The 19,566-nt window shown below is 44.6% G+C and carries 18 protein-coding genes and 1 rRNA gene; all 19 read right to left on the bottom strand.

The window, feature by feature from the left end:
- Positions 1-36: 36 nt before the first annotated feature.
- A 16S ribosomal RNA gene (locus tag K7887_RS00480) occupies positions 37-1,588 on the bottom strand.
- Positions 1,589-2,004: 416 nt separating this feature from the next.
- Positions 2,005-3,495, bottom strand: coding sequence for a lysine--tRNA ligase (gene lysS / locus K7887_RS00475; RefSeq protein ID WP_168866012.1), 1,491 nt, complete (start codon positions 3,493-3,495; stop codon positions 2,005-2,007).
- Between the two features lie 158 nt (positions 3,496-3,653).
- Entirely contained in the window at positions 3,654-4,655 is a 1,002-nt protein-coding gene (dusB, locus tag K7887_RS00470; protein WP_223491756.1) for a tRNA dihydrouridine synthase DusB, read from the bottom strand.
- Complete coding sequence (locus tag K7887_RS00465; protein ID WP_223491755.1) at positions 4,655-4,885, bottom strand: helix-turn-helix domain-containing protein; 231 nt, start codon at positions 4,883-4,885, stop codon at positions 4,655-4,657. The genes dusB and K7887_RS00465 overlap by 1 nt, the downstream gene beginning before the upstream one ends.
- Positions 4,837-5,355, bottom strand: coding sequence for a 2-amino-4-hydroxy-6-hydroxymethyldihydropteridine diphosphokinase (gene folK / locus K7887_RS00460; RefSeq protein ID WP_223491754.1), 519 nt, complete (start codon positions 5,353-5,355; stop codon positions 4,837-4,839). The genes K7887_RS00465 and folK overlap by 49 nt, the downstream gene beginning before the upstream one ends.
- Positions 5,355-5,717, bottom strand: a complete 363-nt coding sequence (gene folB / locus K7887_RS00455; protein ID WP_223493548.1) for a dihydroneopterin aldolase — start codon at positions 5,715-5,717, stop codon at positions 5,355-5,357. The genes folK and folB overlap by 1 nt, the downstream gene beginning before the upstream one ends.
- Positions 5,710-6,564: a dihydropteroate synthase gene (gene folP / locus K7887_RS00450; RefSeq protein ID WP_223491753.1), complete on the bottom strand. Its 855-nt coding sequence runs from the start codon at positions 6,562-6,564 to the stop codon at positions 5,710-5,712. The genes folB and folP overlap by 8 nt, the downstream gene beginning before the upstream one ends.
- Complete coding sequence (gene pabC / locus K7887_RS00445) at positions 6,515-7,438, bottom strand: aminodeoxychorismate lyase (protein WP_223491752.1); 924 nt, start codon at positions 7,436-7,438, stop codon at positions 6,515-6,517. The genes folP and pabC overlap by 50 nt, the downstream gene beginning before the upstream one ends.
- Position 7,439: 1 nt before the next feature.
- Complete coding sequence (pabA, locus tag K7887_RS00440; RefSeq protein WP_223491751.1) at positions 7,440-8,021, bottom strand: aminodeoxychorismate/anthranilate synthase component II; 582 nt, start codon at positions 8,019-8,021, stop codon at positions 7,440-7,442.
- Positions 8,018-9,448, bottom strand: coding sequence for an anthranilate synthase component I family protein (locus tag K7887_RS00435; protein WP_223493547.1), 1,431 nt, complete (start codon positions 9,446-9,448; stop codon positions 8,018-8,020). The genes pabA and K7887_RS00435 overlap by 4 nt, the downstream gene beginning before the upstream one ends.
- 116 nt (positions 9,449-9,564) lie before the next feature.
- Positions 9,565-10,491, bottom strand: coding sequence for a cysteine synthase A (cysK, locus tag K7887_RS00430; RefSeq protein ID WP_223491750.1), 927 nt, complete (start codon positions 10,489-10,491; stop codon positions 9,565-9,567).
- Positions 10,492-10,584: 93 nt separating this feature from the next.
- Positions 10,585-11,514, bottom strand: coding sequence for a peptidyl-prolyl cis-trans isomerase (locus tag K7887_RS00425; RefSeq protein ID WP_223491749.1), 930 nt, complete (start codon positions 11,512-11,514; stop codon positions 10,585-10,587).
- A 9-nt stretch (positions 11,515-11,523) separates the two neighbouring features.
- Positions 11,524-12,405: an Hsp33 family molecular chaperone HslO gene (hslO, locus tag K7887_RS00420; protein WP_223491748.1), complete on the bottom strand. Its 882-nt coding sequence runs from the start codon at positions 12,403-12,405 to the stop codon at positions 11,524-11,526.
- A 22-nt stretch (positions 12,406-12,427) separates the two neighbouring features.
- The gene (locus K7887_RS00415) at positions 12,428-13,201 is read right to left on the bottom strand and encodes a type III pantothenate kinase (protein WP_223491747.1); all 774 of its coding nucleotides are present in this window, start codon (positions 13,199-13,201) and stop codon (positions 12,428-12,430) included.
- A 436-nt stretch (positions 13,202-13,637) separates the two neighbouring features.
- Complete coding sequence (gene ftsH / locus K7887_RS00410) at positions 13,638-15,572, bottom strand: ATP-dependent zinc metalloprotease FtsH (RefSeq protein WP_223491746.1); 1,935 nt, start codon at positions 15,570-15,572, stop codon at positions 13,638-13,640.
- 85 nt (positions 15,573-15,657) lie between these two features.
- Entirely contained in the window at positions 15,658-16,206 is a 549-nt protein-coding gene (gene hpt, locus K7887_RS00405; protein WP_223491745.1) for a hypoxanthine phosphoribosyltransferase, read from the bottom strand.
- The gene (gene tilS / locus K7887_RS00400) at positions 16,203-17,624 is read right to left on the bottom strand and encodes a tRNA lysidine(34) synthetase TilS (RefSeq protein WP_223491744.1); all 1,422 of its coding nucleotides are present in this window, start codon (positions 17,622-17,624) and stop codon (positions 16,203-16,205) included. Before tilS ends, hpt begins: the two co-directional genes overlap by 4 nt.
- Before the next feature lie 142 nt (positions 17,625-17,766).
- Positions 17,767-18,810 carry a protein kinase domain-containing protein gene (locus tag K7887_RS00395; RefSeq protein WP_223491743.1) on the bottom strand — a complete coding sequence of 348 codons (1,044 nt, stop codon included), beginning with the start codon at positions 18,808-18,810 and terminating at the stop codon, positions 17,767-17,769.
- Positions 18,776-19,513 carry a vWA domain-containing protein gene (locus K7887_RS00390; protein WP_223491742.1) on the bottom strand — a complete coding sequence of 246 codons (738 nt, stop codon included), beginning with the start codon at positions 19,511-19,513 and terminating at the stop codon, positions 18,776-18,778. The genes K7887_RS00395 and K7887_RS00390 overlap by 35 nt, the downstream gene beginning before the upstream one ends.
- Between the last annotated feature and the right edge of the window lie 53 nt (positions 19,514-19,566).

Here is a 19,566-nt window from a genome sequence, read left to right as displayed (position 1 = left end):
CAAAACTAAACAAAACAACAAGCGTACATTCCTTAGAAAGGAGGTGATCCAGCCGCACCTTCCGATACGGCTACCTTGTTACGACTTCACCCCAATCATCTGTCCCACCTTAGGCGGCTGGCTCCAAAAGGTTACCCCACCGACTTCGGGTGTTACAAACTCTCGTGGTGTGACGGGCGGTGTGTACAAGGCCCGGGAACGTATTCACCGCGGCATGCTGATCCGCGATTACTAGCGATTCCGGCTTCATGCAGGCGAGTTGCAGCCTGCAATCCGAACTGAGAACGGTTTTATGGGATTGGCTCGACCTCGCGGTTTTGCTGCCCTTTGTACCGTCCATTGTAGCACGTGTGTAGCCCAGGTCATAAGGGGCATGATGATTTGACGTCATCCCCACCTTCCTCCGGTTTGTCACCGGCAGTCACCTTAGAGTGCCCAACTGAATGCTGGCAACTAAGATCAAGGGTTGCGCTCGTTGCGGGACTTAACCCAACATCTCACGACACGAGCTGACGACAACCATGCACCACCTGTCACTCTGTCCCCCGAAGGGGAACGTCCTATCTCTAGGAGTGTCAGAGGATGTCAAGACCTGGTAAGGTTCTTCGCGTTGCTTCGAATTAAACCACATGCTCCACCGCTTGTGCGGGCCCCCGTCAATTCCTTTGAGTTTCAGTCTTGCGACCGTACTCCCCAGGCGGAGTGCTTAATGCGTTAGCTGCAGCACTAAAGGGCGGAAACCCTCTAACACTTAGCACTCATCGTTTACGGCGTGGACTACCAGGGTATCTAATCCTGTTTGCTCCCCACGCTTTCGCGCCTCAGTGTCAGTTACAGACCAGAAAGTCGCCTTCGCCACTGGTGTTCCTCCAAATCTCTACGCATTTCACCGCTACACTTGGAATTCCACTTTCCTCTTCTGCACTCAAGTCCCCCAGTTTCCAATGACCCTCCACGGTTGAGCCGTGGGCTTTCACATCAGACTTAAAGGACCACCTGCGCGCGCTTTACGCCCAATAATTCCGGACAACGCTTGCCACCTACGTATTACCGCGGCTGCTGGCACGTAGTTAGCCGTGGCTTTCTGGTTAGGTACCGTCAAGGTGCGAGCAGTTACTCTCGCACTTGTTCTTCCCTAACAACAGAGCTTTACGACCCGAAGGCCTTCATCGCTCACGCGGCGTTGCTCCATCAGACTTTCGTCCATTGTGGAAGATTCCCTACTGCTGCCTCCCGTAGGAGTCTGGGCCGTGTCTCAGTCCCAGTGTGGCCGATCACCCTCTCAGGTCGGCTACGCATCGTTGCCTTGGTGAGCCGTTACCTCACCAACTAGCTAATGCGCCGCGGGCCCATCTGCAAGTGATAGCCGAAACCATCTTTCAATAAAGAACCAGGAGGTTCCTTATATTATCCGGTATTAGCTCCGGTTTCCCGAAGTTATCCCAGTCTTACAGGCAGGTTGCCCACGTGTTACTCACCCGTCCGCCGCTGACCTTTCAAAAGCAAGCTTTTAAAAGGTCCGCTCGACTTGCATGTATTAGGCACGCCGCCAGCGTTCGTCCTGAGCCAGGATCAAACTCTCCAATAAAGAGTCTGAGCTTTTGCTCAAAATTTGCTAGCTTGTGTTACTTAAATCATTTTATCGTGTTCCGTAGAACCGACGTTATGACGCTGTTGTTTTGTTTAGTTTTCAAAGATCATTTACTCTGTCGTCTCTCTCAAGGCGACTTTATTATCTTACCAAATCAATTGGTTTGTGTCAACAACTTTTTTCATTTCTTTTTTTCGGAAGAAACGATGTCGTTTGTGACAACGAATATTAATATACCATCGCTAGAATACAAAGGCAATAGGTTTTTTCGATTATTTTCGTTAAATGGTAATGTTGTAATAGTCTCATTATTCAGTGCGTGTTTCCACCTTAATTAAATGGCCACCATTAATCGTCAAGCCTTAACAAAAACGCCGCGCTGCTTATTCGCAGCGCGGCGTTACTATATAGAATTAACGGTGTCTCATTTGCGGGAATAACAATACATCTCTAATAGAAGGAGAGTTTGTCAATAACATAACAAGACGGTCGATTCCGATTCCAAGTCCACCTGTTGGCGGCATACCGTACTCAAGTGCCTCGATGAAGTCGTGATCCATTTCGTGTGCTTCGTCATTACCTTGCTCTTTTTCTTTAAGCTGCGCTTCGAAACGCTCTTTTTGATCGATTGGATCGTTAAGCTCTGTGAAGGCATTTGCATGCTCACGGCCAACGATGAACAATTCAAAACGATCTGTGAAACGCGGGTCTTCTGCATTCTTCTTAGCTAGTGGAGAGATTTCCACTGGGTGTCCATAGATGAATGTAGGTTGAATAAGCGTCTCTTCTACTTTTTGCTCAAAGAATTCGTTCAAGATATGACCGAACTGCATATGTTCTGTAATTTGAATGCCATGTTCTTTTGCAAGAGCACGCGCTTCCTCATCAGTCATCTGCTGCCAGAAGTCTACGCCTGTTGCTTCCTTAACTGCGTCTACCATGTGCAGTCGCTTCCACTCAGGTGTCAGATCAATTTCGCTGTCGGCATACTGAACCTTCGTGCTGCCTAAGACTTCCTTGGCAATGTGAGCTACAAGGTTCTCTGTCAGGCTCATAATATCTTTATAGTCAGCGTACGCTTCATATAGTTCAATCATGGTGAATTCAGGATTATGTCGAGTGGATACACCTTCGTTACGGAATACACGCCCGATTTCATAAACTTTCTCTAAACCACCGACAATCAGGCGTTTTAGATGAAGCTCAATCGCAATACGCATGTATAACGTCATATCTAATGTATTGTGATGTGTGATAAACGGACGTGCTGAAGCTCCACCGGCGATGGAGTGCATCATTGGTGTTTCGACTTCTAGGTAGCCATGGTCGTCCAAATAACGGCGCATCGCTTGGATAATCTTAGAGCGAGCAATGAATGTTTCTCTGCTCTCTGGGTTTGTGATTAGATCTAGATAGCGTTGACGGTAACGCTGTTCCACATCTTTAAGTCCGTGGTACTTCTCAGGCAGCGGGCGCAATGCTTTTGTAAGCAATTCAAAAGAAGTTGCTTTAATAGAAAGCTCGCCTACTTTTGTTTTGAAAACAAAACCTGTTACTCCGACGATGTCGCCGATATCTGCTGAGTTGAAGATTTCGTACGCTTCATCTCCTACAGCATCTTTACGGATGTATAGTTGGATTTGGCCGGTAAGGTCCTGGATATGCGCAAAGCCCGCTTTTCCTTTGCCGCGCTTTGTCATGATGCGCCCGGCAAGTGTTACTGCAATTTCCTGCTCGTCCAATTGTTCTTTTTCGATTTCTCCGTACTGGTTAATCAGTTCTTTGGAATCATTTGTGCGCTCAAATCTAGCTCCGAACGGATCTAATCCTTTATCGCGGTGTTTTTGTAATTTTTCTCTCCTAACCATCAACTGGTCATTCAAGTTTAATTCTTCTTGACTCATTTCATTCAACTCCAACTAGTAATTTATCTACTCCATTATGTAGCAGCTTTTCTTTTATCTATCATATAGACTTTCCAACTATAAATAAAGCTAAAACTGCCAGTAGTAACTTACTGGCAGTTCAAACGAGTTTTTGGGGTACAGTCGCCTAGCGTCGCTTAGATCACTTGCGAAGCCATTGCTTCTTTTTCCTCAGATTCTTCCACAAGGTTATCAAGCAAACTTACAAGATCCATTCTTGTGTTGCATTCATTAATGGAGTTACGAACTAATGCGTTGCCGCGGATGCCTTTTAGATACCACGCGGCATGTTTGCGCATTTCGCGCACTGCTGTATTTTCTCCTTTGAGGTCGATAAGACGATCAAGGTGCAGCTTACACACGTCCATTTTTTCACGAACAGATGGTTCCCCGACAAGCTTTCCTGTTTCCAAGTACTGTACCGTACTGTAGATCATCCAAGGGTTTCCGAGTGCCGCGCGACCGATCATGACACCGTCGACTCCCGTTTCCTCCAGCATTCTTTTTGCATCCTGAGGAGTTTGAACGTCTCCGTTTCCGATGACAGGGATGTTGACAGACTCTTTTACCTGCTTGATGATGTCCCAGTCTGCATGTCCCTCATACATTTGGACTCTAGTACGGCCATGGACCGCTACCGCTTGCCCCCCTGCTCGTTCAACGGCACGGGCATTTTCAATGGCAAAGATATGATCTTCGTCCCACCCGGTGCGCATTTTAACCGTAACAGGCTTGTCGACTGCATCTACAACAGCTGCCACCATCTCATAGATTTTGTTCGGATCAAGCAGCCATTTTGCACCTGCGTCACACTTGACGATCTTAGGTACCGGGCAACCCATATTGATATCAATAATGTCTGCTGTGGTGTTTTTGTCCACGAACTTCGCCGCTTCCACAAGCGTATCCTTCTCGCCTCCAAAGATTTGCAGACTTAGTGGTTTCTCGCGCTCATCAATATAAAGCATGCCCATCGTTTTGGCATTTTTATAGAGAATCGCTTTGTCACTTACCATCTCGGCACAGACAAGGCCCGCTCCGAATTCTTTCACCGTCAGGCGGAACGCGGCATTACATACTCCTGCCATTGGCGCTAAGACCACTTGGTTTTTCATGGTGATATCGCCGATTTTCAACATCAGTTTTTGACCTCCTCTCTGGTTAGTTCTGGTGGTTCAAGTTCCTCAACAGTAATATTCAGTTCCTTGGCAATCGACTGAACAAGCTCTTCTGAAGGAACGCGGTTTCCCCGTTCAACTTCTCCTAGAACAGAGACTGATATATGAAGATTTTTTGCAAATGATTCTTGGGTATATCCTTTTAGCTTTCGGTAAGCCCGGATACGTCTTCCCCACTTTTCGGCTTCCATACATGTACCCCTTCTCTATCTTGTTGTGCAAGAAGTTCTTTTCTATCTATCTCTATGGGCAGATCTTTACTTTCTGCGATCTCCATTAAAGGAACAAAAACAAAAGCTCTTTCCCACATTCTTGGATGCGGGATAATAAGCTCTTCTGTTTCAATATTTTCTTGGTTATACAATAAAATGTCAAGGTCTAAAGTACGCGGACCCCAGCGCACCTCTCTTTTCCGACCAAAAAAATGCTCGAATCCCTGTAATACCTTTAATAAATCAATAGGCGTTAACTCGGTGTTTACTTTAATTACCATATTTAAAAATTTGTCCTGGTCCGTAAAGCCGACAGGATCTGTTTCGTAGATGGAAGATTCCTTCTCTAAGGTTATCTTGTCATGTTCCCTAATCTGCTGCACGGCCTGCTCAAGGTACCCGGCACGATTCCCTTGATTGGACCCCAGGGCAATATAGGCTGTATTCATTAAGAACGACCCCTCGTAATTTCTACTGCTACAGATTCATAGTGTCCAGGAATTGGAGGATCCGGCTTGATTGCTTTAATGGTACAACTTTTAATCCGTTCAAAGGACGACAGAATCTCCTCTGCAATTCTCTCCGCAACGGTTTCCACCAATTTGTGCGTTTCACCCTCGACTACTTTTTTACATGTATTGTATAGATCTGCATAGTTCACTGACTGGGTAAGGTCATCCGTTTTACCCGCTTTGGATAAATCGAGTTCTACTGTCAGATCAATCATAAACCGTTGGCCAAGTTTCGTTTCTTCCGGAAATACGCCATGGTATCCGTAGAATTTCATCTGATTTACATATATTTTATCGATAGGTAGGCCCTCCTTCAAAAAGCATGGCATCCATCATCTTTGCCATACGTGCAATCTCTTTCACATCATGTACACGGACAATGTGGCAGCCCTTCTGTATGCCAAGGCACACGGTGGCCCCGGTTCCTTCCATTCTTTCCTCGGCCGGAAGATCTAACACATGGCCGATAAATCTTTTTCTGGACGTACCGAGCAGCAGCGGGTATCCAAGTGTATGGAAATGGTCGAGCTTTTGCATCACTTTAATATTGTCTTCATATGTTTTAGCAAATCCTATCCCCGGGTCCAAGATGATATTTTCATCCTTCACCCCGGCACGCTTGACCAATGTAATGCTCTCAAATAAGTCGCTGATCATATCCGGAATCAATTGGTAGTAGTCCCGCTCTTTCCGATTTTGCATAAGGATGATTGGTACTTGAAGCTCGGCCGCAACAGCGGGCATGTCAGGGTCTCCCTTTGCCCCCCATACGTCATTGATGATGTGGGCGCCTGCCTGTATTGCCTGTTTCGCCACTTCCGCCTTATAGGTGTCGATGGAAATAGGAACTTGCACCTCTTTTGAAATAGCCTGTATAACCGGAATGACCCGTTCGAGTTCCTGCTCAAGGCTCACCTTCTCCGCGCCAGGCCTGGTCGATTCCCCGCCAATATCCAGGATGTCCGCACCTTGCTCCACAAGTTCCTTTGCGCGCAGGACCGCCTTTTGCACTTCATTGTATTTGCCTCCATCAGAAAAAGAATCGGGAGTGGCATTCAAGATCCCCATGATTAAGGTTTTTTCACCCAGCGGCAAGTTATACGGTCCACATGTCAGCTTCGTTTGATATAAGTTCGTATTTCCCATTTTTCCAATCTACCTTCTTTACCTGTTGATAGGACATCAATTGTTGTTCTGTACTCTGTTTATACAAATCCTTCAGACAAGTGAGCCACAATGAATTCACCGTGGGAAATACTGTGTCATCAAGTTTTGCAATCTGTATTATTTCCTGGGTGGAGTTGGTGATGAATACCTCATCGGCTTCTAAAAGTTCCTCTAGAGGGAACTTCCCTTCCTTCACTTCCAGGTTGATTAGGGAGCATAAGTGCAAGATGAACTTTCTAGTCACCCCATTTAAGATCCCTGTTGAAATGCTCGGGGTATAGACGGTGCCCCCTTTTATCCAAAAGATATTGGAGACAAGCCCTTCTGCTACAAACCCTTCCTCTGTAAGAAAGATCCCTTCTACATCCGGCCTGTTCCCTATTTCCCTTTTACCTAAAAGATTATTTAAGTAGTGGTGAGACTTTAACCTTGTATCACCTTCAGGGGTATTGCGTCTCCGGTTCAAAATCACCGCATTTTTACTCGCTGCATGGTGTTCAGGAACAGGCCTTGTGAACAACAGCAAGGACGGGGCCCGGTACGTTTCAGTCGGAAGACCCCAATTGCTGATGCCGGCAGTAACATTCAGACGGATCACACCATCCGTTAACCCGTTTTTCTCCAAAGCTTCTGTTACTAATTCCCGCAGCTGTTCATCTGTATGGCTCCACTCTATATAGACGGACTCTAATCCGTCCCTTAAACGTTTCAGGTGATCATGAAACAAGTACGGGACGCCGTTATACGTCCGGAATGTTTCAAAAAGCCCCACTCCGTATAGAAAACCGTGATCCATTACAGATACATTTGTCTCTTCTATCGGTTGCCAACTTCCATCCTTATAAACAATCATGTTATACCTTTTTTGTAGAGTAGGCGGCAATGAAGTTGCGCAATAATTCTTTTCCTACTGAGGTCATGATAGATTCCGGGTGAAATTGAACTCCTTCAATCGGCAGCTCTTTATGGCGGATGGCCATTATTTCATCTTGATCTGTCCATGCTGTTATCTCAAAGCATTCCGGAAGTGTTTCTTTTTTCACGATCAAAGAATGGTATCTCGTCGCAACAAAAGGGTTTGGCAGTGTACGGAAAATCGTTTTTTCATCATGATGCATCTCAGATGTCTTCCCATGCATCAATCTTTCCGCCTGAATCACGTCTCCGCCAAAAACCTGGGCAATGGATTGATGTCCAAGGCACACGCCAAAAATAGGTTTCTTGCCGGCAAAATGCTTGATTACTTCTAAGCTAATTCCCGCCTCATTCGGTGAACAAGGACCAGGAGATATCATCAAAAATTCAGGGTTGAGCGCTTCTATTTCCTCAATGGTAATTTCGTCATTACGCTTTACCACCAATTCCTCTCCAAGCTCCCCTAAGTATTGCACCAAATTGTACGTAAATGAATCATAGTTATCGATCATTAAAATCATACTCTCACCTCTGCTCGTTTTTTTAACTCTTCTTCACTCAGCTCTTTTGCTTTCCATAGGGCCGCGGCTTTCTTTAAGGACTCTTTATATTCCCGCTTCGGCACGGAATCAATGACCACTCCGGCGCCGGCCTGCACATAGGCCATGCCGTCTTTGGCAATCATCGTCCGGATGGAGATGTTGAGTTCCATTTCCCCATCATAGCCGATCCACCCTATGGAACCAGTATATACAGAACGCCTTACCGGCTCAAGCTCTTCTATGATCTCCATCGTCCTCACCTTTGGGGCACCTGTTATGGTTCCGCCCGGGAAGGTCGCCTCGATGATATCGGAAATGTTTTTTCCTTCTTTCAACACTCCCTGGACATTGGACACGATATGCATGACATGTGAATATTTTTCAATCGCCATGAATTCATTCACTTCCACCGTGCCGTATTCGCAGACCCGGCCCAGGTCATTCCTCTCCAAGTCCACCAGCATGACATGTTCGGCACGCTCTTTCTCATTATCTATCAGCTCTTGTGCAAGCCTGCGGTCTTCTTCATCCGTCATCCCGCGGGATCTTGTGCCTGCTATCGGCCTTGTACTTACCACATCGCCCTTTTTCTTTACTAAAAGTTCAGGGGAACCGCTGACCAGCTGGAAATCGGGGAATTGCAAGTATCCCATATATGGAGAAGGGTTGATTTTTCTCAAAGACGAGTAAACTTCCATTGGATGTGTCATGAGGGGTTCTCCCTGTCTGACCGAAAGATTCACTTGAAAGACATCACCTTGAGCAATATATGCTTGAACCTTTTTCACAGCTTTTATGAAATCCTCTTCTGTAAAAGAGACCTCTCTGTTGTCGACCGGCTGCCTTTCTGGTGTATACGGATAGACTGCTTTTTCCACTTGCTTTTCCCATTGCCTTTTATATAGTTCCAGGCGAGTTTTAGCTGCCTCTTCCTGTCCCACATCAGCATGGCTAATCAAATAGAGCACACTTTCTTCTTTGTCATAGACAAACACATCATCAAATAACAAGAAATAAAGGTCAGGCAATGCGAGGTCATCCTCCGCGATTTCGGGCAAACGCTCAATGTATCTGACGCAATCGTAGGTCAGATAACCAATCGCTCCGCCTGTAAAGTCAGGAAAACCTTGTAGTTTTTGAATAGATCGCTCAGAGATGACCTCTTGTAATAACATTAAAGGATTGCCGCTTCTCTTTTCTTTTTTGCCATCAAGATAATCGATGTGCAGCTCTTTTCCTTTTCCTTGCACGGAGGCGATTGGATCTAGCCCGATAATATGATATCTTCCCCCACGACCACTCTCTAACAGGACATGATATGGCTTGTCCTTCGCAAGTGTTTTATATTTTGCAAACCATTGATCTTCATTTAACGTTAGCTTCATTCCAACAGGCACCTTTTGCATTCTTGCTGTCACGCTCCTAAATTGCATACTACCTTTATATTACATGAAAATTACACTCTGATGCACGATAAAAAGAAAAGGGAAACAGCTCAACAAACTGTTCCCCTTAAGATAACCTATTCTTCAAATTGATATAATGGTGTGCTTAAATAGCGTTCCCCGTTACTAGGGATAATGGCCAGCACCTTTTTCCCTTTACCCAGCTCTTTGGCCACTTGTAAAGCCGCGGAAATAGCAGCTCCTGAGGAGATACCTCCAAGCAACCCTTCACGTTTAGCGGCAAGGCGTGCATATTCAAACGCTTCTTCATTTTTCACGGTAATTACTTGATCGTAGATGTTTGTATCCAAGATAGAAGGAACAAACCCTGCACCGATTCCCTGAATTTTGTGGGGCCCTGGTTTACCGCCGGAAAGCACCGGGGAATCAGCCGGCTCCACCGCCACAATCTTAATGCCGGGGAATGCTTCCTTTAAGACCCCGCCGGCACCTGTGATGGTACCACCTGTTCCGATACCAGAAACAAAGGCATCAAGACCGTCGCTGAATTGCTCGACAATCTCTTTTCCTGTCGTGTTACGATGAATCTCAGGGTTTGCCGGATTATTGAACTGCTGGGGCATGAATAACCCTTTTTCCTTAGCCAATTCTTCCGCTTTTCGGATCGCTCCACCCATACCTTCCGGACCTGGTGTAAGTACCAGTTCTGCTCCATATGCACGAAGGAGATTTCTTCTCTCCAAGCTCATCGTCTCAGGCATGACTAGAATAGCCTTCAGCCCTTTAGCTGCCGCAATCATTGCTAGTCCGATCCCGGTATTTCCGCTAGTAGGCTCAATGATTGTGTCGCCTTCTTTTAATTTACCGTCTTCTATCGCAGCATCAAGCATTGCTAGGGCAATACGGTCTTTTACACTGCTGCCCGGATTCATGAATTCAAGCTTCAAATACACATCAGCCATATCTTCTTCTACAATTCGATTCAGCTTTACGACGGGAGTCTTCCCGACTAACTCATCAATAGAATTTGCTACTCGTACCATTATTTTTCCCCCTGTCTTTAAAACTTAGTGTTTTTGTCGGATTAATCCCATTTAACACCATTAAATCTGAATTGTCAATTTATTTGGTTCGACCTATTGTGCAGACGGCAGGTTCCACTCCACACCAACCTCGTCCCAGAATATGGACGCATCCACTGAACCGTCCATGTGTTCCATCGCAAGGTGTCGTCGAATCTGATCTTTTACTTCATCAAAAGAATATGTGACTCCGTTCATTTTTTCATGAAGGTAGATGATGGCGTACTTTTCATCAACAGAAATTGGATCGCTCCACGTTTTCTCTTTTAAGTTTGCAGCTTCCGTCATATAGACATTCGGATAAACTTGCGATTCATGTGTTAAAAACCCAAGGTCGCCTCCTTGATTTGCTGTCAACTCATCCGTTGAGACTTCCATCGCAAGAGACGTAAAATTGGATCCATCCTCTAATTCTTTTACAACAGCCTCTGCCTCATCTTTCGTCTCTACGATAATATGTGAGAGATGAAAAGAGTCCTCAATCGTATAAAGCTGCTTGTTTTCTTGATAATAACTTTCAAGCTCCGCATCTGGTATGTTGACATCCTTTACAAGCAGTTCTTCGAGCAATAAACTGGAACGAATTTGGTCCTTCACCAGCTCTTCAGAAGTATTTGTATGCAAAGGGGAACGGCTGTACATCGTTTTGATCATCTTCCATTCTCTGTCGACCGACTGTTCTGAAACCGTCACCTTGTATTTCTTCGCAATTTGCTTGACCACTTCATTATTAACCATTTTTGTGAGCATTTCCTGCCCATACATGCCTTCAAGTTCCTCTAACATATCTTTTCTCGTGATGACCGTATCGCCTACCGTTGCAACTATATTCGCCTGACCGTTCACAAATGCACTTGCATCAGCTGCTTCTCTCAAGGAAAAAGCCTGTTTCGCCACTACAGCTAGTGTGAGGCAATTGATAATCACGAGACCAAAGATGATATTCCATACCCACTTTTGTTTTAATCTCCGCTTTTCGTTCATATGTGCCCCCTAGCCTTTAACTTGCTCCCTCATTGCCTCTAATTCTTCTTTGCTGAAAAGATACTTTGCATTACAGAAATGACAGTGTGTTTCTGCTTGACCATCTTCCTCGATAATTTCTGTAATATCCTTTTCTCCCAAAGAAATGATCGCTTGTTCAAAGCGCTCTTTTGAGCATGTACATTTAAATTCAATCGGCATGGTTTCTAGTACTTTGACATTTCCTTCTCCAAGGATTTCTGTCAAAAGTTCTTCCGGCGTTAGGCCTCTTTCAATCAACTTGGAAACAGGGGTCATATTATTGATTTTCTCTTCAATCAATGTAATTGTCTCTTCAGACGTTCCTGGTAAAAGTTGAATGATGAAACCTCCAGCTGAAAGAATCGTGTTATCAGGATTAACAAGTACACCCACTCCGACAGCAGAAGGCACCTGCTCGGAAGATACAAGATAATAAGTGAAGTCCTCTCCAAGCTCTCCTGAAATTAATTCTGTTTGACCGGAAAAATGCTCTCTTAGTCCAAGGTCTTTTACAACGGAAAGTGTTCCATTTGTTCCGACAGCACGTGCTACATCAAGCTTACCGTGCTGATTCAAGTCAAAATGCGTTTGAGGGTTGGTCACATAGCCGCGAACTTGTCCCTTTGCGTTGCTGTCGACTAAGATTACCCCAATCGGACCACCGCCATCTATTTTCACGGTAAGTTTATTTTCACCCTTTAGCATTGCTCCCATCATCACCGATGCAGTCATTGCACGGCCTAATGCGGCGGACGCAGTTGGCCATGTCTGATGGCGCTGTTGAGCCTCTCCCACTGTTTCTGTTGTTCTAATTCCATAGGCACGTACTTGGCCTTCAAAAGCCAAAGCTTTTACGAGATAGTCTGACATGCTAGTTAGCTCCTTTCGTGTTTCAATCCTCTTTAGTATTTTTCATATAAATTAAATGCAATCCCTTTAACGTCAAGAAAGGGTCCACAATATCAATGACATCTGACTCATTGCCGATAAGGGCAGCAAGACCACCGGTTGCGATAACTTTCGGTGTCACATCACTTTGTTTCTTCATACGATTTACGATACCCTCAACCTGGCCAACATAGCCAAAAAGAATGCCCGCTTGCATCGCACTTACGGTGTTTTTGCCAATCACTCCATCTGGTCTGGCAATTTCTATTCTTGGAAGCTTGGACGCACGTGAGTAAAGCGCTTCTGTGGAAATGCTTATTCCCGGTGCAATCGCGCCCCCCATATATTGCTTGTCTTCGTTTATGTAGCAATAGGTAGTTGCAGTACCAAAGTCCACAATAACTAATGGGCTGCCGTAAAGGTGGATCCCCGCCACAGCATTGACGATTCTGTCGGCTCCTACTTCTCTTGGGTTTTCATATTTTATGTTTAAACCTGTTTTGATTCCTGGTCCGACAATCAATGGTTTTAGATGAAAGTATTTTTGGCACATTCTTTCAAGGGAGAACATGATTGGCGGCACAACTGATGAAATGATGATTCCTTCAAAGTCTTTAAAGCTTAAGCCTACATGTTCAAGAAGGGATTTGAAGATCATCCCGAATTCGTCTTCTGTTTTATTACGGCTTGTTTCGACACGCCAGTGATGTTTTAGTTCTTCTCCGTCATATACACCTATTACGGTATTGGTATTTCCGACATCCAACACAAATAACATTTATATCCCCACCATGCTTTAAAATTAGTTTCATTATACTATATGGTAACCTAACTGACCCAATAGAAATAATTATTCCTCGGGAAATCATGATTCGACAGAATTCTAGTGTTTGCGTAACTCTTTTTCCTTCCGTTCCGGGGTTAGCTTTCCGCGGGGCGACCTTGAGCCCCCTCACTTATCGAACCTCTTTGAACGCCGCTGTTGATTTCCGCAAATGGCTTTGCTTTCCTAGGGGCGCTGCTGGAGCCTCCTCGGCTACGCCTGTGGGGTCTCCACCTAGCGCTATCTCCCTCAGGAGTCTTCGCCTTTTGCTCCAATCAACAGCTAGAAACTACAATCTCATCCCTGCACTTCAGTCAACAGGGGATATTCCCATTTAACGCTTGGATTACATAAAAAAGGTGCCTGATTTTTACTCCAGGCACCTTTTTGTTTATTCAGGTTTGTTTTCGTCAGTGGATTCAGTTTTGGTTTCATCTTTTTTAGAGTTGATGTTCACTTTCACGTCTTCGCCACCGTCAGCTTTTACAGGAAGTTCTGGAAGCTTCCCTTTGTCATATAGGTGTCTGATTTGATCTGCATCAAGTGTTTCAACCTCTAATAGAGTTTGTGCTACAAGTTCCAGCTTATCACGGTTTTCCGTAAGAATCTGCTTGGCTCTTTCATAACACTCTTTGATGAAACGTTGAATCTCCAAATCAATTTGGTGTGCAATGGCATCACTGTAGTTTTGCTCATTTTGGATATCACGGCCAAGGAAGACTTGCCCTCCTGAAGCCTGACCAAATTGCAATGGACCAAGTTTTTCGCTCATTCCGTATTCGGTAACCATTTTGCGCGCTATTCCTGTTGCACGTTGGAAGTCATTGTGGGCACCAGTACTTGCTTCGCCAAATGTGATTTCCTCTGCAACACGACCACCCAATAGACCTGTGATCTTGTCTAACAGCTCTGGTTTTGTCATAAAGTAACGGTCTTCTTTTGGAAGCATGACCGCATAACCGCCAGCCTGCCCACGAGGTACAATCGTAACTTTATGTACCGTATCAGCTTCATCCAACACAACACCGATAATCGTATGCCCTGCTTCATGATAGGCAACGATATTACGCTCTTTTTTGGAGATAACTCTGCTCTTTTTAGCAGGTCCAGCAATTACTCTATCAATAGCCTCATCAATATCCAACATATCGATATGCTTCTTGTCTCGTCTTGCAGCCACAAGTGCAGCTTCATTCAACAAGTTTTCAAGGTCGGCCCCAGAGAAACCAGGGGTACGCATCGCGATTGTCTTCATATTGATACTGTCATCGATAGGTTTATTTCTTGCATGGACTTTCAGTACTGCTTCACGGCCTTTTAAGTCAGGGCGATCGACAGTTATTTGACGGTCAAAACGACCAGGTCTCAATAATGCCGGGTCAAGAATGTCCGGTCTGTTCGTTGCTGCAACGATGATGATACCTTCGTTCGCACCGAAACCATCCATTTCAACAAGCAATTGGTTTAATGTCTGTTCACGCTCATCATGACCTCCACCTAGGCCTGCGCCACGTTGGCGACCTACTGCATCGATCTCATCAATGAAAATGATACATGGAGCGTTCTTTTTTGCATTTTCGAAAAGGTCACGTACACGGGATGCACCGACCCCAACGAACATTTCCACAAAGTCAGAACCACTGATAGAGAAGAATGGTACGCCAGCTTCTCCAGCAACTGCTCTTGCAAGTAATGTTTTACCTGTACCAGGAGGTCCGACTAGCAGAACCCCTTTAGGGATACGGGCACCAAGCTCAGAGAATTTACGTGGATCCTTCAAGAATTCCACTACCTCGACAAGCTCTTGCTTTTCTTCATCTGCACCAGCAACGTCTTTAAATTTAACCTTTTTCTTCTCTTCGCTATAGAGCTTTGCCTTACTTTTACCAAAATTCATCACACGACTTCCGCCGCCCTGTGCTTGATTAAGTAAGAAGAAGAATAAGATAAAGATAATGACAAAAGGAATAATCGAAGTAAAGAAGGTTACCCAACCACTCGTTTCTTCCGCCGGATCAACTGTCATTGGAATGTTTTGTTCTTCTGCAATGTTTTCCACGCGCTCTAGAGCACTCGCACTATTTGGGAAGACCGTTACAAACGTTTCCCCTTCTTTAGCGCCTTCCAATTTACCGCGTGCTTCATATACCGAACGCGTTGGTTGGATGGTGAATTCCTCCACCTTATTTTCTTCAAGATTCTGGATGAATGTATTATAGGTGATCGGTTTTTCGCTCGTGTCAGGGCTATTGAAAAAGCTCACAACACCAATGACCACTAAAAATATTAATAAATAAAAGATGGTATTACGAAATATTCTGTTCATCCCTTACCTCCTCCCACGATAGCCAAACTAAACCAATAGTAACATAGTAAATTAATCCAATTCAAGGAATCTGTATTGGGATAGCTTATTCTTCTACGTTAGAATAAATTTCAGGTTTCAATACTCCGATATACGGAAGGTTACGATATTTTTCAGCATAATCAAGGCCATATCCTACAACGAACTCATCTGGTACGATGAACCCGACATAGTCAGCTTTAATATCTGCTTTTCTTCCGCTTGGCTTGTCAAGCAGTGTAACAATCTTGATGGTTTTCGCTTTACGATAGCGGAATAGTTCCACTAAGTAGCTTAGCGTCAAGCCACTGTCGATGATGTCCTCAATAATAAGGATGTCTCTTCCTTCTACTGAAGTATCCAAGTCTTTTAGGATTTTTACTTCACCAGAGGAAACAGTGGAGTTTCCGTAGCTTGAAACGTCCATGAAATCCATTTCCAAATATGTATCCATACGTTTGATAAGGTCACCCATAAAAGGCATTGCGCCTTTTAACACGCCGATTGCCAAAGGAAAACGATCACTGTAGTCCTCTGTTAATTGTGCACCTAATTCTCTAACCTTTACTTGAAGCTCTTCTTCACTAAAGAGTACTTTTTCGATATCTTTGTTCATTTCTTTGTTGCCTCCCAAACTTTTTGACTCGTCTTGCATGTTAATACTAAAACAGGACCCATCGTTTCCTCTGTTGCTTCAAAAGTGGAACGTTTAAGCATAGGCATCCACAAAATCTCTTGGTTGGCATCGACAATTAAAGGCCATGTATCTCGTTGTTGCAGAGGTATTTTACCTTCTATGAAGATGCTTTTGATTTTTTTGGAGCCGTTTGTCCCCTTCAGCTTGATTCGATCACCGTCAAGACGGGTTCGCGCATATAGTGGAAGGACGACCTTCGATAAATCGATCACTGCTTGATTTTCTTTGACATCTTGAGGTTTATATTGTGTCCAAATCTCGCTGGTGATCATAAAATCGGTTGGCAGCTTTACATTGCCAGGGACTTCAAGCAGATGCTTGTAGGCTTTATCACTTTCATCCTTATCAAATGTCAATGTGCATTCATTATAGGATTTAATAACCTGTAAGCCATTTGGGAAATGCAGCCTTCCAGAAGGGTGTTCACTTTCCAATAAGGATAATAAATTATCAATATGTATAGAGGAAAGAGATGGAGGAATTTCATTATTATAGAGATAGTTTAATATTAGTTGAATCCCACGCCTTTGTAAAGGTTTAGCCATGAAAAGCAAAGGTTTTCTGTCCAATACCACCCTGTCGTTCTCTTTACTCTTAATAACGTCAATCCATTCCTTTTCCATTAATGCCCCTATGTATTGTTCACTTTCTTGAATCTGCTCGCTGAAAGCTTGGAACCTCTGATGAAGTCCGGGAAATTCCTCCTTCAGGATTGGCAGAATGTGATGCCGCAGCCTGTTTCTTCTGTAAGCGTCCTTGTCATTGCTTGGATCATGCCTGAATGGAACTTCATGGGCTTTTAGATATTCCATGATTTCAGACTTTGTGACAGTCAAGAACGGCCGCACGATGACTCCATCTCCAAAAGTACGTGTAGGAAGAATGCCGGCATATCCAGTCATCGATGCTCCTCTTCCAAGTCTCATCAGAATGGTTTCCACCTGATCGTCTGCATGATGACCGAGCGCGAGAACGTCAGCGCGATATTTCTTCATCACTTTTTCATAAAAAGCATAGCGGCATTCTCTTGCTGCAACTTGCACGGTGAGTTTCTTCTCGTTTTGATAGGCAGATACATCTATTTGTTCTGCTTCAAAGAGAAGGCCTCTTTTTTCACAATGCTGCTTTACAAACATCATATCCTCTTCGGATTCCGCCCCTCGGAACATATGATCGACGTGGGCCACCACCAGCTTCAAGCGTTTAGCTTCTTTGATGGAATCTAAATAATGAAGCAAACCCATGGAATCTGCTCCGCCACTGACACCTACCACCACAATTGTGTTGGCTGGCAGCAAGTCATATTTTCTTATGAATGTCGAGACAGTTTCCCACATAAAGTGTACCCATTCCTTTAATCTACGCGTATATTTTCTATTTTATCCTACCATTTGACTTCTTCTCCTGCAAAAATAGATGCTTATCCAAAAACATCCATATTGCTTTATACCCCCAAACACATCCTCGAAACGCTTATCCCTACATTATTTGGCCATATAAATAGAAGAAATATGCAAACAGTACGACTGATAAAAGCACGGCAGTTTCCATCCATCCTTTGCTTGATGGTTTCGTGGAAATAGGCTGACTTTGTGCACTGGCACCTTTTCTAGCCGCCCGACTCGTACTTGAGGCAGGTCCTTGTTTGGGCTTGTTGCTTACTGGTCGCTGTGCCGCCACCTTTGAAGAAGGGCTTGGGTTTCGTTGGCTCATGACCGCGAGCATCCCGCTTTTCATTTCATGTGCAGAGGAATATTCACCCGCTAACGCTCTCATCAGGACAACTTTATACGTTTTTAGCCAGCTGTTTTTGTCAATCTGCTCTTCCAACTGCTTGCGTCCGCCCTCTCCGTTCTTTTGAAACTGTTTCGGGTAACAGATATGTATCATGATCATTGCCACAGCAAAAAGATCGTAAGTAGCTTCTGCCTTTCTAGAACCTAGTCCCCAATAACCCCGATCAAAAAACTCCGTGAATTCTTTAATGGCCCGGCCATGCTGGGTTGTTCCACCAACATCTACAAGACGTACCTTAGGAGGGGTTGCCGTGACAATGAGATTATCGGGTTTCAGATCTCCAAACACCCAACCTTCTTGATGAAGGGTTTCAAGATCTGTCAGCAATTGCAAGGTTAGGATGCCTGCCCACTCCATTCCCCTCTTTTGGACAAATGAAAGAAGAGGTTCACCTTCCAGAAATTCCATTACATAAAAGGAAAAGGACTGTTTTCCACCGAGACTTGGCCTCTCCCAATCATCTACATCTAACAAAGAAGGCCCCAGGGAGAACCCTTGGACCTTCGAAAAATGACGCAGGACATTAACCTCAGAAGTGATGGACATGCTGTTTTCACTTATTTTTAAGGCAGCTAATCCCTTTGAACTCCTGGTTAGATATACATACCCCGTCGCACCGTACCCGAGTGTTCTGACAATGGTGTATCTCTCTTTATGCCATTTTCCGATAATGGTCGTCCCTTGAGGCAGGTTACCTACCGGATTCTTCATAGTATTGTTCATCATCGGAAATCATGCTCCTCAGGTTACGTGTTTCTTTAAAATAAGGAATGGCTTCTTGAATGGCAGGACCTGTTGGCGTGATCCCGCCTGTCGATAGTTTTGGAAAAATACTGGACAGCGATTCCAATTTCGGTGTCCAATCTAAGATCTTCTCCACCTCTTGGCGTTTTCCCGGGAAAACAAAGGCTGAAAACTGGTTATCACCAATTCTTGCATTCAAGCTTAGCGCCAAATCCAAAAGTGCTTCCTTGACGGTTGGAAGCTTGGATTTCATGCTGGCACTAGTATCAACAAGAATCAGCACCTGCAGGGAAACCGTTTCACCCAGTTCATCCACTACTTCCATCACTTCCCCCCGTTTCTCAGGCGGAAGATCCTCCATGGAAGTCTCTGAACCCAATATTTGTTGAAGCTCCTTATTAATAACCCCCTGTAATGTTTGGGTCATCGCTTTTCTTGTCACCATCTGGACTGTCTGAGATAAGTTCTTGGCATACACAATTTGACTGACGCCGCCACCAGACATTGCGATCCCCTCTATCTCTTGCATTCCTCTTTCATCTATCGTATCCTCATCCATCACCCCAATAACATTTACTGTAATACCTTGCTCCTTCGCAAGGGCTGCCATGGCAATTGGGTCGTCCCCTGAATTTGAGCATCCATCTGTAATTAGTAAAATTTGTTTTAACGTTCCTTTATACACGTTTCGTCCCCTCCTAATGCGTATAATTTACATTAGCCATCATGGACGAGACG

The organism is Sutcliffiella horikoshii (genome assembly GCF_019931755.1).
In the GTDB taxonomy this organism is placed as follows: domain Bacteria; phylum Bacillota; class Bacilli; order Bacillales; family Bacillaceae_I; genus Sutcliffiella_A; species Sutcliffiella_A horikoshii_E.
The sequence above is the reverse complement of the archived record's forward strand: the minus strand, read 5'-3'. Positions and strand labels throughout refer to the sequence as shown.

Bases quoted from the DNA above. Each gene is read 5' to 3' on its own strand.
- lysS (WP_168866012.1), bottom strand. From the start codon at position 3,495: ATGAGTCAAGAAGAATTAAACTTGAATGACCAGTTGATGGTTAGGAGA.
- dusB (WP_223491756.1), bottom strand. From the start codon at position 4,655: ATGTTGAAAATCGGCGATATCACCATGAAAAACCAAGTGGTCTTAGCG.
- K7887_RS00465 (WP_223491755.1), bottom strand. From the start codon at position 4,885: ATGGAAGCCGAAAAGTGGGGAAGACGTATCCGGGCTTACCGAAAGCTA.
- folK (WP_223491754.1), bottom strand. From the start codon at position 5,355: ATGAATACAGCCTATATTGCCCTGGGGTCCAATCAAGGGAATCGTGCC.
- folP (WP_223491753.1), bottom strand. From the start codon at position 6,564: ATGGGAAATACGAACTTATATCAAACGAAGCTGACATGTGGACCGTAT.
- pabC (WP_223491752.1), bottom strand. From the start codon at position 7,438: ATGATTGTTTATAAGGATGGAAGTTGGCAACCGATAGAAGAGACAAAT.
- pabA (WP_223491751.1), bottom strand. From the start codon at position 8,021: ATGATTTTAATGATCGATAACTATGATTCATTTACGTACAATTTGGTG.
- K7887_RS00435 (WP_223493547.1), bottom strand. From the start codon at position 9,448: ATGCAAAAGGTGCCTGTTGGAATGAAGCTAACGTTAAATGAAGATCAA.
- cysK (WP_223491750.1), bottom strand. From the start codon at position 10,491: ATGGTACGAGTAGCAAATTCTATTGATGAGTTAGTCGGGAAGACTCCC.
- K7887_RS00425 (WP_223491749.1), bottom strand. From the start codon at position 11,514: ATGAACGAAAAGCGGAGATTAAAACAAAAGTGGGTATGGAATATCATC.
- hslO (WP_223491748.1), bottom strand. From the start codon at position 12,405: ATGTCAGACTATCTCGTAAAAGCTTTGGCTTTTGAAGGCCAAGTACGT.
- K7887_RS00415 (WP_223491747.1), bottom strand. From the start codon at position 13,201: ATGTTATTTGTGTTGGATGTCGGAAATACCAATACCGTAATAGGTGTA.
- ftsH (WP_223491746.1), bottom strand. From the start codon at position 15,572: ATGAACAGAATATTTCGTAATACCATCTTTTATTTATTAATATTTTTA.
- hpt (WP_223491745.1), bottom strand. From the start codon at position 16,206: ATGAACAAAGATATCGAAAAAGTACTCTTTAGTGAAGAAGAGCTTCAA.
- tilS (WP_223491744.1), bottom strand. From the start codon at position 17,624: ATGTGGGAAACTGTCTCGACATTCATAAGAAAATATGACTTGCTGCCA.
- K7887_RS00395 (WP_223491743.1), bottom strand. From the start codon at position 18,810: ATGATGAACAATACTATGAAGAATCCGGTAGGTAACCTGCCTCAAGGG.